The following is a 12,764-nucleotide window of genomic DNA, read 5'->3' on the forward strand; positions in this document are numbered from 1 at the left end:
TCGACCCCGAGGTGGTGGCCCAGATCCAGACCCTGCGTCGCAGGGAGAAGTGGTCAGCCCGCCGCATCCATCACCACCTCGTCTCTGAAGGCCACCAGCTGTGCCTGCGCACTGTGGGCAGGTGGCTGCACCGACTGGGCATCTCCCGGTTGCCAGACCTCGCGCCCACGGGTGAGGACCTGCGCCAACGACCGCAGAAGATCACCGCCCGCGGCCCGGGGCACATGGTGCACCTGGACGTGAAGAAGATCGGGAAGATCCCTGACGGGGGCGGCTGGCGTGCTCACGGACGTGAAAGTGAAGCAGGCCGTGCTTCCAAGCGTGGTGCAGGCCGGCGGGTCGGGTACACCTATCTGCACTCGGCGATCGACGGGTTCACCCGCCTGGCGTACACCGAGGCGTTGGAGGACGAGCGGGCGGCCACGACCGTGAGCTTCTACTGCCGGGCGAGGGCGTTCTTCGCCGCCCACGGGATCCGGATCGACAGGGTGATCACGGACAACGGCAACAACTACCGGGCCGCGGACTTCACCGCCAAGGTGGTCTCGCTCGGGGGCCGGCACCACCGGATCCGCCCCTACACCCCGCGCCATAACGGGAAGGTCGAACGCTACAACCGGCTGATGGTCGATGAGGTCCTCTACGCCCGCCCGTATACCTCAGAGCAAGCTCGGCGTGAGGCCCTTCAGGTGTGGGTGAACCACTACAACTATCATCGGCCTCATACCTCCTGCGGAGACGCCCCTCCGGCCTCACTGGCACCGACCCGAGTCAACAACGTCATGCCCTCCTACAACTAGGGCTTCGATGACCGCGGCCTGGCTGGGCGTTGCCGGGTTCGTGGCGGCCTCTCGACGCACCGCGTCGCGGATCGCTTCGGGCACTCGCACGTTCAGGGCCGCGGTCGGCGCCCCACGCCGCGCCAGGGGCGCATACCCACCGGCCGGGTCCGAGGTCGTTGCCGGTTCTGCGGGGATCACCGCTCCGGGAGCCGGGGTCTGGGGGGCCGGGGTGGGCTTGCGTCGCTGTGCTCGCAGACTCAGGTCGGGCTCAAGCTGCTTCTCGTTCATGCGGTGATCCTTTCGAAGATGAGGCCGGCCAGGTCGGCGTAGGCGGAGGCGACGGGTTCGCGCTTCTCATAGTGGCCCAGCCAGTCGCAGGCCAGACGTGCACCGGGGACGATGGAGCGGGCCGGCACCAGGGGGGTGAGCAGCAGCCCGGTCTCGCGCAGCTCCCAGCAGGGCCATGGACTGTTTGAACGCGGCCACGCTGCGGCAGGCTCCGTGCACCCCGACGCAGTCGTCCGAGGCGGGGCGGGCCGCATAGATCACCCGTCTGCGGCGGTGAACGCGTTGGGGGTCAACGGCCCGCCCTGACGGTCGGGGCAGTGGACGACGAGCTGTGGATGCCGCGAGCGAGACGAAGGGCGGGGGCTTCGCGTCTCCGCCTCTATCGTCGGGTCCCCGCGCCCTCCGGCCGACCCCATCCATGACGGCGCGGGGCTGCCGGCGTTCCGGACGGGCCCGGTTGACCGGCCTGCGATCACCCCACCGGCCCCGGGGACAGGGTCCACGTCGAGAGCAGCCGACCCAGCAGGCAGCCCCGCCCGGCCACCCTCAGTCCCGTGGCGTGACCGAGCGCAGCGCGAGCTCGGTGAGGACGGCCGCCTCGAGGGCCTCGCGTCCCTTGTCCTCTCGGGATCCGGGCAGGCCCGCCCGGTCGCGGGCCTGCTGCTCGGTGTCCACGGTGAGCACGCCGAAGCCCACGGGAACGCCGGTGCGCACCGAGACCTCCGTCACGCCCTGGGTCACGGACTGGCACACGTAGTCGAAGTGCGGGGTGTCCCCGCGCACCACGACGCCGAGGACCACGACGGCGTCGAAGCGCTCCGCCAGCCGCGCCGCAGCGACGGTGAGCTCGACGGTGCCGGGCACGCGCACGAGCACGGGCTCCAGGCCCAGGTCCGCTGCGGCGGCCTGCGCCCCGGCGATCAGTCCGTCCATGATCTCCGTGTGCCACTGGGCGGCGACGATCGCCACGTTCAGGCCGCTCGCAGCGGCGGGGTCGGGGGTGAAGGTCGGGGCTCCGGCGCCGCTCATGGGGTGTCCTCCTGGTGGGTGGGGTGGGTCGGGTCGGTGGTCGGGTCATCGGCCGGCGTGGCGGGGCCGCCGGTGGCCGTCGGCGGTTCGAGCACGCGGTCCGCCAGGGCGTGGGCCATCCGGTCCCGCTTGGTGCGCAGGTAGACGACGTTGTGCTCGGTGACGGGCGTGGGGGCCGGGACACGCTCGACGACGTCGATGCCGGCCGCCCGCAGCCCCGCGACCTTCGCGGGGTTGTTGGTGACCAGGCGGATGCGCCGATGGCCGGCGGCCGTGAGGACGGCGGCGGCCCCGGCCCAGTCGCGCGCCTCGGCGGGCAGACCGAGGGCGAGGTTGGCCTCGACGGTGTCCATCCCCTCCTCCTGGAGCCGGTAGGCGCGGATCTTGTTCGCCAGGCCGATGCCGCGTCCTTCGTGGCCCCGGAGGTAGAGGACGGCGCCGCCCTCGATCGCCGCGCGGGCCAGGGCGTCCTCGAGCTGGGGGCCGCAGTCGCAGCGCAGGGAGCCGAGGACGTCGCCGGTGAGGCACTCCGAGTGCACGCGGACGGTGAGGGGACGCTCCGGGTCGGTCTCCCCCGCCACGAGCAGCAGGTGTTCGGCCCCGGTCTCGGCGTCCACGTGCACGCTCACGCGGAACAGGCCGTGCCGGGTCGGCAGGGTGGCCTCGGCGGGGACGGCGGTCAGGGCCGGCGTCGTCTCCTCCAGGTGGGCCACGAGGTCCTCGATGGAGATGAGGACGAGATCGTGCTCGTCGGAGAACTCCCGCAGGGCGGGCAGGCGCATCATGGTGCCGTCGTCGTGGACGAGCTCGGCGATGGCGGCCACGGGCGCGACGCCGGCCAGGCGGCACAGCTCGACGCCGGCCTCGGTGTGGCCGCGGCGGGCCCGGACGCCGCCGGGGACGGCGCGCAGGGGGAACACGTGACCGGGCCGGGTCAGGTCACCGGGGGCGGCACCGGGGTCGGCGAGCACGCGGAGGGTGCGGGTGCGGTCGGCGGCGGAGATGCCGGTGGTGACGCCGGCGGCGGCGTCCACGCTCACGGTGTAGGCGGTCCCCTTGGGGTCCTCGTTGACGGTGGTCATGGGCGGCAGGGCCAGGCGGTCGGCCAGGCCGGCCGGCAGGGGCGCGCAGATGACGCCCGAGGTGTGGCGGACGGTGAAGGCGGTGACCTCGTCGGTGGCCAGGGCGGCCGCGTAGATCAGGTCGCCCTCGTTCTCGCGGTCGGCGTCGTCCACGACGACGACGGGCCGGCCGGCGGCGATCGCGGCGATCGCCGCGGGGACGGGGTCCAGACGGATGTGCTCGCTCACGGGCGGGCCTCCTCGGTGGGTGCGGCGGGGGCGGACGGGATGAGCGCGAGACGCTCGGCGTACCGGGCGAGGACGTCGGTCTCGAGGTTGACGCGGTTGCCCGGCCGCAGGGCGCCCAGGGTGGTGGCCTCGAGCGTGGCCGGGATGATGCCGACCTCGAACCAGTGCGCGGCCGCGCCCGGGTCGGAGACGGCGGTGACGGTGAGGGAGACGCCCTGCAGGGCGATGGCCCCCTGCGCGGGGACGTAGCGGGCCAGGCGGGCGGGCAGGCCGATGCGCAGAGTGGTCCAGGCCCCGTGCGGGGTGACCGCGAGGACCTCGCCGGTCCCGTCCACGTGGCCCTGGACCACGTGCCCGTCCAGGTGGTCGGTGGGGCGCAGGCAGCGCTCGAGGTTGACCCGGTCCCCCGGGGCGCGGTCGCCGAGGCTGGTCATGCGCAGCGTCTGGCCCATGAGGTCGGCACGGAACACGCCGGGGCGCTCCGTGGGCTCGTCGAGGGCCGTGAGGCACACGCCGTCGACGGCGAGCGAGCCGCCGGCGGGCAGCCCGTCGAGGGCGCCGCCGGCGTCGAGGGTCAGCAGGGCGGTGTCGGCGGCCGCGTCGTGCTCGAGGGCGACGACGGTGCCGAGATGGGTGACGATGCCGGTGAACACTCAGTCCTCCTGGAAACGGGTCGGGGCGGGGGCGGTGGGCAGGCGCGGGGCCGGCACCGGGCTCAGGTGGGTCCAGACGTCGACGCCGAGGGCACGGACGGGGCCGCCCTCCGCGGGGTCGGGGTGCCAGCGCAGTCCCTCGGACAGCGTGGCGACGTCCAGGCCGGCGACGGCGGCGCGGCCCGGGCCGAGCAGCAGGGGCGCGGTGTAGACCATGAGCTCGTCCACGAGGCTGGCGCGCAGCCACGCGCCGAGCACGCGGGGCCCGCCCTCGATGAGCACGTGCTCGGCACGGCGGCCGTGGGGCCAGGGCCCGGGGTGGGCCGCGAGCACGGCCAGGACGGCGTGCGGGTCGTGGTCGAGGACCTCCAGCACCACCGGGTGGGTGCGCAGGGCGGCGCCGTCGGGCACGGGCCGGTGACCCTGGACGACGGGCACGGGCTGGTGCGCGAGTTCGGCGCCGACGGCGTCACGGGCGGTGAGGCGGGGGTCGTCGGCCAGCACGGTCCCCGTGCCGACGACGATGGCGTCGACGCGGGAGCGCACCTCGTGGGCGTGGACGCGGGAGTCCGGGCCGGTGATCCACTGGCTCGTGCCGTCGGCGGCCGCGGCGTGGCCGTCGAGGGACTGAGCGAGGTGCCCGGTCACCCACGGACGGCCTGCGTCGCGGACCTCGCGCCAGCGGGCGGTGAGCGTGAGGGCGGCCGCCTCGCCGGTGGGGCCGGTGACGTGCACCCCGTGCGCGGCGAGGCGGGCCGCGCCGCCGCCGTCGTGACCGGTGGGGTCCGCGACGGCGTAGCGCAGTGCGCCGATCCCCGCGTCCAGGACGGCCTGCGAGCAGGGGCCGGTGCTGCCGGTGTGGTCACAGGGCTCGAGGGTGACGTGCAGCGTCAGGCCGGCGGGGTCGAGGGCGGCCAGGGCCGGATCCGTGGCGCGGGCGGCCCGCCAGCGGGTCAGGGCGTCGACCTCGGCGTGGGCAGTCCCCCGTCCGCGGTGGTGGCCGACGGCCAGGACGCGGCCGGCCTCGTCGGTCAGGACGGCCCCGACGAGGGGGTTGGCGCCGCGCACACCGCGCAGCGCGGCGCGGACGGCGAGGTCCATGGGGTCGGCGGACGGGGTCTCGGCGGCGCTCATCGGGCGACGTCCCCCTCGGGGCCGTCCGGCAGCAGCGTCTCCACGGCGGGCTTGTCCCGGTCTGTGGCGCGCAGCCACACGAAGAAGCCGATCAGGGTGAAGGCGCCGTAGAAGGCGTACATCACGGCCGAGGCGTAGTAGCCGGTGCTCCACAGCAGGGGCACGCCGACGACGTCCACGGCCACCCAGATCAGCCAGAACTCCACCCAGCCGCGCGCCATGCCGTAGGTCGCCAGCAGCGATCCCACGAACGTCCAGGCGTCCGCCCACACCGGCTCCCACGAACCCAGGGCGCGGAACACGGGGGTGAGGGCGACGGTGCCGACCGCCATGGCCGTCACGAGGAACACGCGCCCGCGCCAGCCGGCCCACTCCGGGGTGATGGCGGGAGCGTCCTCGGCGTGGCCCCGGCGGGCCTGACGCCAGCGCGCCCAGCCGTAGACGGAGACGGCGATGAACATGACCTGTCGGCCGGCCTGGCCGAGCAGGGTGGCGTGATCGGCCCCCGTGAACAGGGAGGCGAGGAAGACCGTCAGCAGGATGAGGTTGCCGAGGATGCCCACGGGCCAGGCCCAGACCCTGCGCGCCATGCCGCCCAGGGCGGAGGCGAGGCCGAAGACGTTGCCCAGCACCTCGCGCATGAGCAGGCCGCCGCCGGCGACCGGGATGGTCCAGTTGAACGCGTCCACCAGCCAGTCCATGACCGTGACGCCACCTCCTCGGATCGGGACTCCGAGGGGTGCGCTCCGCAGCCCTCCCGCGCAGGGCGCGGAACGGCTCCGCCGCGTGCCTCTCCCATCCCGACTGTACGGTCGGCACCGGAATTCCACCGGTCAGGCCGCCCGGCACCGCCTCGGATGAGGACGGGCCGCGCGGTTAGCGGGCTGTCACCGCCGGTGCGGATTTCCACCGCATCTCGGAGCACGTTGCTGTCCAGCAGTATCGCACGCCCGGCCGGCCGCGCATGCCGGACGTCGCCGGGCGACGTCCGGCGCGGCGGGCGGGCGCGTCGCCGGGCTAGTGGCAGGCGCGGGCGGCGGCGGTGCGCAGGCCGACGAGCGCGGCGTCGGGGTCCTCGGCGCCGAACACCGCGGAACCGGCCACGAACACGTCCGCCCCGGCCTCGGCCGCACGCTCGATGGTCTCCCGGTTCACGCCGCCGTCGACCTGGAGGGCCAGCGGGGCGGACCCGCCGTCGAGGGCGCGGCGGGCCCGGCGGATCTTCGGCAGCACGACGTCGAGGAACGCCTGCCCCCCGAAGCCGGGCTCCACGGTCATCAGCAGAAGCATGTCCAGCTCCGGGAGCATGTCCAGGTAGGGCTCGACCGCGGTCGCCGGCCGCAGCGCCATGCCGGCCCTCGCTCCGGCCGCGCGCAGCTCCCGGGCCAGCCGGACGGGCGCGGCCGAGGCCTCGGCGTGGAAGGTGACGGACTCGGCCCCCGCCTCCGCGTAGCCGGGCGCCCAGCGGTCGGCGTCCTCGATCATCAGGTGGAGGTCCAGCGGCAGGTCCGTGGCGCGTCGGATCGCCTCGACCACGGGCAGGCCGAGGGTGAGGTTCGGGACGAAGTGGTTGTCCATGACGTCCACGTGCACCGCGTCTGCGCTGGGGATGCGGGCCAGCTCGTCGGCGAGGCGGGCGAAGTCCGCGGACAGGATCGAGGGGTGCAGGCGCGGGGCGCGGGCGGTCATGGGCGGGTCCTCTCGGTCAGGCGCCGGGGGCGCGCAGCAGGGCCAGGAACATGGCGTCGGTGCCGTGCCGGTGCGGCCAGAGCTGGGCCGTGCGGGCGACCACATCGGCTGGCTCCGGCGCGCCGGCGGGTTCGGCCTCGTCCAGGCGCAGGTCGTCGAGCGCGACGGTGTCGAGGGCGGTGCGGGCGTCGAGCAGCTCCAGCTCGGGGTGGCGGCGCACGAGGTCCTGGACCTGGACGACGGTCTCCGCGACGTGCGGGGAGCAGGTGACATAGGCGAGCACGCCGCCGGGGGCGAGGACGGAGACCGCCGCGTCGAGCAGCTCGGCCTGCAGGCCGGTGAGCTCGGCGAGGTCGGCCGGAGTGCGGCGCCAGCGCGACTCGGGTCGGCGGCGCAGCGCCCCGAGGCCGGTGCAGGGGGCGTCCACGAGGACGCGGTCGAACGCCGGGGCCGCCTCGGGGGCGTCGGCGATCGTGCGACCGTCCCCGGCCCGGACGGTCCAGGCGTCGGCGGGCACGGCGGCGAGTGCCTGCCGGACGAGGTCGCCGCGGTGCGGGGCGACCTCATTGGCCACGAGCGTCGCCCCCCGCTCGGCGGCGAGGGCGGCCAGCAGGGCCGCCTTGCCGCCAGGGCCGGCGCACAGGTCGAGCCAGCGCTCGGCCCGCCCCTCGGCCGCGGGGACGGGTGCCTGGGCCAGGGCACGGGCGGTGAGCTGGGAGCCGGCGTCCTGGACGCGGAGCACGCCCTCGCGCACCCCGGGCAGACGGCCGGCGTCGCCACCGGAGTGCAGGGCGGAGTCCGGGGCCAGCGGCCCGGGCTCGGCGCCGTCGTCGAGGGCCGCGGCGAGCGCCTCGGCCCCGCCGGCCACGGGCAGGGCGACGAGGTTGACCACGGGCGGGGCGTTGTCCGCCTCGAGCAGGGCGGCCAGCTCGGCGTCGCGGTCGGCGGTGTGGCGGGGGCCGCGGTGGGCGGCCAGGGCCTGGCGCAGCGCGCGGACGATCCACACCGGGTGCGAGGCTCGGACGGCCAGGGCGGCGTCGCCGCCGTCGGCGGGGGCGACGTCGGCCAGCCACTCGTCGAGGGGGCGTTCGGCGACCCGACGCAGCACCGCGTTCACGAACCCGGAGGCGCCGGCCCCGATCTCGGCGCGCACGAGGGAGACGGTGGCGTCGAGGGCGGCGTGGGCGGGCACGCGCATGCCCAGCACCTGGTGGGCGCCGAGCCGCAGGGCGTCGAGCACGGGTGGGTCGATCTGCTCGAGCGGGCGGTCCACGCAGCGGGTCAGGATCGCGTCGTACAGGCCGAGCCCGCGCAGGGTGCCATAGGCGAGTTCGGTGGCGAAACCGGCGTCGCGCCGGTCGAGGCGGGCCTGGCGGATGCGCGCCGGGAGGACCAGGTTCGCGTACGCGTCCTCGGCGTGGACGGAGCGGACCACCCCGAACGCGACGCGGCGGGCCGGGTCGGCGGTGCGGGAGCGCTGGGACGGCGCCTGCGCCGAGTACTTCCGTCCCGCGCCCGAGCGACCCCGGTTGCGGGTGCGCCCCTGCGCGTCGCGGCGGTCCTGGGCGTCCGGCCGGGGTGCGCGGCCGCGTTCCCCGCGGGCCCCTCGCTCGCCCCGGCCCTGTCCTGCCTGTCCTTCGCGGCTCATGCGCGTGCCTCCTCGTCCTGTGCCGCGGCGTTCCGCGCGGCCTCGCGTGCCGCCGCCCGGGCGGCGGCCTTCTGGCGGGCCTGTTCTTCGTGGTGGGCGAGCGCCTCCCCGGCCAGCAGCGCGGCCCCGGCGGCGGCGCCGCGCGCCCAGTCGGCGGCCGGCATCAGCTTCCTGCCCGCCGGCTGGACGCGGGAGAGCCGGACGGCCCCGCCGGACGTGCGCAGCCAGGCGGCCTTCGCGGCCACCAGGATCTGCCCGGGAGCCGCGGCGTCGAGTACGGAGGGCCAGCCGTCGTCGCCGGCGCGGACCGGGGCGACGCCGTCGAGCTTGAAACGGGCCGGGGCGGCGCCGTCGTCCGCGGTCAGCCAGCCCCAGGCGCCGGGCTCGGGGGTGACGCCGTTGATCCGGGCGGCCACCTCGGCCGCCGGGCGGGCGGGGTCCACCAGGCCGTCTGCGGCCGTGAGCTTCGGCGCGTGGGTGGGTTCGCCGCGCTGGGGCGTGGCCGTCGCGGTGCCGGCCGCCAGGCGGTCGAGCACGTCGATCACGAGCGGGCCGCCGCGCTCGGCGAGGTCGGTGAGCACGGTCCCGGCGGTCTCGTCGGCCGCGACGGGGCGGGTGAGTCGGGCGAAGACGGGTCCGGTGTCCAGGCCCTCTTCGAGCTGGAACACGTCGGCGGCGATCTCGGTCTCCCCGGCCATCACGGCGCGCTGAACGGGGGCGGCGCCGCGGTAGGCCGGCAGCGCGGAGAAGTGCAGGTTGAGCCAGCCGTGGCGCGGGATCTGCAGGGCCTCGGCGGGCACGAGCGCCCCGTAGGCGACGACGGCGGCCACGTCCGCCTCGAGCGCGCGGATCGCCTGGAGGGCATCGGCACCCTCGGGTCCGCGGAGTCGGTCGGCCTTGAGCACGGGCAGGCCGGCCTCCTCGGCCACGACCGCGACCGGCGACGGGGTCAGCACCCGCCGGCGCCCGACCGGGGCGTCCGGCCGGGTGAGCACGCCGACGACCTCGTGGGGCGAGTCGAGCAGGGCGCGCAGCACGGGCACGGCGGTCTCGGGCGTGCCGGCGTAGAGCACGCGCAGGGGCGTCGGGGCGGTCATCGGGCGGCTCCTGTTCCGGCGGCGGGGGCGGCGGGGGCGCCGAAGACCGAGCTGACGGCGGCCGCGCGCTCGGCCCCGATGCGGCGGGCGGCGCGGTCCACCTCGCCGGCGCGCATGCGGCGGCGGGCCTCACGGCGTTCCTCGCCGTCGAGGCGGTCGACGTAGAGGATCCCGTCGAGGTGGTCGGTCTCGTGCTGGAGACAGCGGGCGAGCAGGCCGGTCCCCCGGTGCTCCACCGGGTTCCCGTCGACGTCGGTGCCGCGGACGACGGCTTCGGCGGCGCGCGCCGGGTGGTAGCGCAGCCCCGGCACGGACAGACACCCCTCGCCCGGCTCCCGCAGCGCCTGGCCGGCGGTCTCGAGTACGGGATTGACCACGTGCCCGGCGACGCCGGCGACGTCGAACACGAAGACGCGCAGGCCCACGCCCACCTGGGGCGCGGCCAGGCCCACGCCCCCGACGGCGTGCATCGTCTCGATCATGTCCGCCACGAGGGCGCGCACATCCGCGCCCGGGGGCACGGGCGACGCGGCGGTGCGCAGGACGGGGTCGGGGATGGTGCGGACGGGCAGGACGGTCACGCCGTCACCCTATCGCCGCCCTCGGCAGACGCCGGGCGCGACGACGACCCGTCGGGCGCCACGTCCGGGGCGGCGTGGGAGCCGCCGCCGAACGCCGCGGCGCGCACGGCCTGCAGTCCGGTGGCCGCCGACGCCGGGACCGACGGCGGAGGCGGGCCGATGACGCGGAGCGCGGGGCCGGCGTCGTCCACGGCCTGCGCGTGCTTCCAGACCTGGCGCAGGGCCCAGAACTTGTGCCAGTGGCGGGGCAGCACACCGGGGTTGGCCTGGTGCACGGCGACCTCGGTCTCCCCCAGGGCGACGCCGAGCAGCATCTCGGCCTGGCCGTGCCGCCACTCTTCCCAGGTGCCGGCCTCGGGGTCCACCAGGGACTCCTCCGCCTTCAGGCCGGCGGTCAGCTGCATGACCACCTTGGGATCGAGCGCCTTGACCCGTCCGTCCCGCCCCGTGCCCTTCGTCTTGTAGTCGATCAGGCACAGCCGGCCGCCGATCCGGGCGACGAGGTCCAGCGTGCCCGCGTAGCCCACCGTGTGGTTCCAGACGGTGATCTCGGCCGCGATCGGCCGGACGTCGTAGAGGTCCCACCACTCGTCGAAGCGGTCCGCGTAGGCGCCCTCGCCGTGCTCGATCAGCCGGGCCCGGGCCTCCGCCATGGTGTGGGGGCGGCCGAGGGCGCGCTGGGCCACCTGCTCGGCGTAGTCGTGCACGCGGTCCCCGCGCTCGGCCGCGGCGTCCCGGTAGCGGGCGGCGGCGTCGGCGGACTGCCGGGCCACCTGCTTCAGGCGCGCGGCGGAGCCCACGGATTCCGCCAGGCGCGGATCCTGGGTCACGGACTGGGCCGCCATCCACCCGACCCAGCCGTCCAGGTCCGTCTTCTCCATGCCGATCACGGTGGTGATGGACGGGACCTCGGGCAGGCCCGAGAGGGAGCGCGCGTACATGCGCCCGTGGGGGGTCTGATGCGCGAGGCGTGGCTGGGTCATGGTCAGCCATTCTGGCAGGGTCCGCGGACCCCCGACGGGGTGGCCCGACACGCCAGCGGACGCCGATTTTGCATCCGGGCGGAGATGGCCTAGAGTTCTTTCTCGTTGGAAAACGCAGGTGAGCGGCTCGGACGAGCGGATCCCGGCGGCACCGACACGCGGATGTAGCTCAGTTGGCTAGAGCGCCACCTTGCCAAGGTGGAGGTCGCGAGTTCGAATCTCGTCATCCGCTCGCTCAACCTTCACCCCTGGTCGGGTGGCCGAGAGGCGAGGCAGCGGCCTGCAAAGCCGTATACGCGGGTTCGAATCCCGTCCCGACCTCGCAGCCTTCTCCGACCGGGAGTGGCGGCATGTTCACCACCTCTTCGGAGGTGGACGAGCGCGATTGGCGCAGCGGTAGCGCGCTTCCCTGACACGGAAGAGGTCACTGGTTCGAACCCAGTATCGCGCACGGAGACGATCCGTGACGATCGACTCAGGCGGATGTAGCTCAGTTGGCTAGAGCGCCACCTTGCCAAGGTGGAGGTCGCGAGTTCGAATCTCGTCATCCGCTCCCCACACGAAGGGCCCCTCCTGACGGAGGGGCCCTTCGTCGTTCCGGGGCGTGCGGTCGGCCTCGTGCTCGGAGCACGGACGCCGACCGTCGGACGGGATCAGAGCCGCGGGCCGTCCCCCCGCCAGTAGCCGCTGAACATGATCGCGCGCTTCGGTGCGATGCCGCGGCGGACGATCACCCGCCGCGCCGCCGTCGCGAGCGACTGCTCGCCGCACGCCCACACGTGGTCGCGGGGCGCGGCGGGGAGGTCCTCGAGGTGCGGCGTGAGCAGGGCGCCCGGCACGGCGTCTCCGCGGTGCAGGACCGTGAGCGTGGCGCCCTCCGGGACCTCGAGGGCGGGGACGTGGTCACGGCCGGGCACCTCCAGGACGACGTCCATCCGGCCCCCGCGCGGCGTGCGACGCTGCGCGGCGAGGGCGGCGGCGATGCTCGGGACTGCGGTCTCGTCCCCCACCACGAGGTGCGACTCCCCCGCCGCCGGCAGACGATAGGCGCCCGTCCCGGTGCGGAAGCCGGCGACGTCGCCCGGACGTGCGGTGCGCGCCCACGTGCCGGCGGGGCCCGCATGGTCGTGCACGACGACGTCGACGTCGATCTCACCGACGGAGGGCCGGTGCTCGGCGACCGTGTACCACCGCAGATCCGGCCGCACGTCCTCGGGGATCCGCCCGACCGCTCGCCGCGCATTGAGCGCCGCGGGATCGGGCATCACGAGCGCCCGCCCCGGGGGCGGGGTGAGCAGCCCGAAGTACTCGTCGCAGCCCTGCGGGGTGAACGTGCGGAACTCCTCCGCGGCGAACGTGAGACGACGCAGCCGGGGGGCGAGCAGCCACGTGGCGCGGACCGTCATGGTCCACTGCGGATACTCGTCGCGGTCAACGGGCATCGCCTGGCCGAGGGCCGCGAGCCCGCGGTAGGCCTTCATCTGCAGGGCCTCGACACGCGAGGGACGGGCGGCAGGCGGGGGGAGGACGGAGGAGCTCGTCATCCGGTCAGCATAGGTGAGCCTCACCT

The 12,764-nt window shown here is 75.4% G+C and carries 12 protein-coding genes, 4 tRNA genes and 1 riboswitch; of the genes, 5 read left to right on the forward strand and 11 right to left on the reverse strand.

Annotated elements, in window-relative coordinates; translation table 11 throughout:
• On the forward strand, positions 1-800 hold an 800-nt coding region (locus NR073_RS08775), incomplete at its 5' end, for an IS481 family transposase (protein ID WP_256748752.1).
• Between the two features lie 816 nt (positions 801-1,616).
• On the opposite strand, the gene ribH is transcribed toward NR073_RS08775, so the two are convergent.
• From ribH to NR073_RS08825, 10 genes are all read right to left on the reverse strand, one after another.
• Positions 1,617-2,099 carry a 6,7-dimethyl-8-ribityllumazine synthase gene (ribH, locus tag NR073_RS08780; protein WP_044659922.1) on the reverse strand — a complete coding sequence of 161 codons (483 nt, stop codon included), beginning with the start codon at positions 2,097-2,099 and terminating at the stop codon, positions 1,617-1,619.
• Positions 2,096-3,409 carry a bifunctional 3,4-dihydroxy-2-butanone-4-phosphate synthase/GTP cyclohydrolase II gene (locus NR073_RS08785; RefSeq protein WP_044659921.1) on the reverse strand — a complete coding sequence of 438 codons (1,314 nt, stop codon included), beginning with the start codon at positions 3,407-3,409 and terminating at the stop codon, positions 2,096-2,098. Before NR073_RS08785 ends, ribH begins: the two co-directional genes overlap by 4 nt.
• Positions 3,406-4,062, reverse strand: coding sequence for a riboflavin synthase (locus tag NR073_RS08790; protein WP_044659920.1), 657 nt, complete (start codon positions 4,060-4,062; stop codon positions 3,406-3,408). The genes NR073_RS08785 and NR073_RS08790 overlap by 4 nt, the downstream gene beginning before the upstream one ends.
• Positions 4,063-5,196 (reverse strand): bifunctional diaminohydroxyphosphoribosylaminopyrimidine deaminase/5-amino-6-(5-phosphoribosylamino)uracil reductase RibD, encoded by a 1,134-nt coding sequence (gene ribD / locus NR073_RS08795; protein ID WP_044659919.1) that lies wholly within the window; start codon positions 5,194-5,196, stop codon positions 4,063-4,065.
• Entirely contained in the window at positions 5,193-5,897 is a 705-nt protein-coding gene (gene pnuC / locus NR073_RS08800) for a nicotinamide riboside transporter PnuC (protein WP_004167571.1), read from the reverse strand. The genes ribD and pnuC overlap by 4 nt, the downstream gene beginning before the upstream one ends.
• Before the next feature lie 82 nt (positions 5,898-5,979).
• Positions 5,980-6,124: riboswitch (FMN riboswitch) on the reverse strand.
• An 89-nt stretch (positions 6,125-6,213) separates the two neighbouring features.
• Positions 6,214-6,885, reverse strand: a complete 672-nt coding sequence (gene rpe, locus NR073_RS08805) for a ribulose-phosphate 3-epimerase (protein ID WP_060973834.1) — start codon at positions 6,883-6,885, stop codon at positions 6,214-6,216.
• Positions 6,886-6,901: 16 nt separating this feature from the next.
• Positions 6,902-8,533, reverse strand: a complete 1,632-nt coding sequence (locus tag NR073_RS08810; RefSeq protein WP_256748753.1) for an RsmB/NOP family class I SAM-dependent RNA methyltransferase — start codon at positions 8,531-8,533, stop codon at positions 6,902-6,904.
• Entirely contained in the window at positions 8,530-9,612 is a 1,083-nt protein-coding gene (locus tag NR073_RS08815) for a methionyl-tRNA formyltransferase (RefSeq protein WP_230278126.1), read from the reverse strand. Before NR073_RS08815 ends, NR073_RS08810 begins: the two co-directional genes overlap by 4 nt.
• A gap of 14 nt (positions 9,613-9,626) precedes the next feature.
• Complete coding sequence (gene def / locus NR073_RS08820) at positions 9,627-10,211, reverse strand: peptide deformylase (RefSeq protein ID WP_044659674.1); 585 nt, start codon at positions 10,209-10,211, stop codon at positions 9,627-9,629.
• Positions 10,208-11,194, reverse strand: coding sequence for a cytochrome P450 (locus tag NR073_RS08825; RefSeq protein ID WP_044659673.1), 987 nt, complete (start codon positions 11,192-11,194; stop codon positions 10,208-10,210). Before NR073_RS08825 ends, def begins: the two co-directional genes overlap by 4 nt.
• A gap of 158 nt (positions 11,195-11,352) precedes the next feature.
• On the opposite strand from NR073_RS08825, the gene NR073_RS08830 reads away from it, so the two are divergent.
• The 4 genes from NR073_RS08830 (at position 11,353) to NR073_RS08845 (ending at position 11,747) form a co-directional block, all read left to right on the forward strand.
• A tRNA-Gly gene (locus tag NR073_RS08830) sits at positions 11,353-11,426 on the forward strand.
• A gap of 18 nt (positions 11,427-11,444) precedes the next feature.
• Positions 11,445-11,515: transfer RNA gene (locus NR073_RS08835), tRNA-Cys, on the forward strand.
• Between the two features lie 58 nt (positions 11,516-11,573).
• Positions 11,574-11,645: transfer RNA gene (locus NR073_RS08840), tRNA-Val, on the forward strand.
• A gap of 28 nt (positions 11,646-11,673) precedes the next feature.
• Positions 11,674-11,747 (forward strand) — tRNA-Gly (locus NR073_RS08845).
• Positions 11,748-11,847: 100 nt separating this feature from the next.
• Here the strand turns inward: NR073_RS08845 and NR073_RS08850 are convergent.
• Positions 11,848-12,738: a siderophore-interacting protein gene (locus NR073_RS08850; RefSeq protein ID WP_256748754.1), complete on the reverse strand. Its 891-nt coding sequence runs from the start codon at positions 12,736-12,738 to the stop codon at positions 11,848-11,850.
• Positions 12,739-12,764 lie beyond the last annotated feature (26 nt).

It is taken from the genome of Micrococcus sp. Mcc28 (genome assembly GCF_024519775.1).
In the GTDB taxonomy this organism is placed as follows: Bacteria; Actinomycetota; Actinomycetes; order Actinomycetales; family Micrococcaceae; genus Micrococcus; species Micrococcus luteus.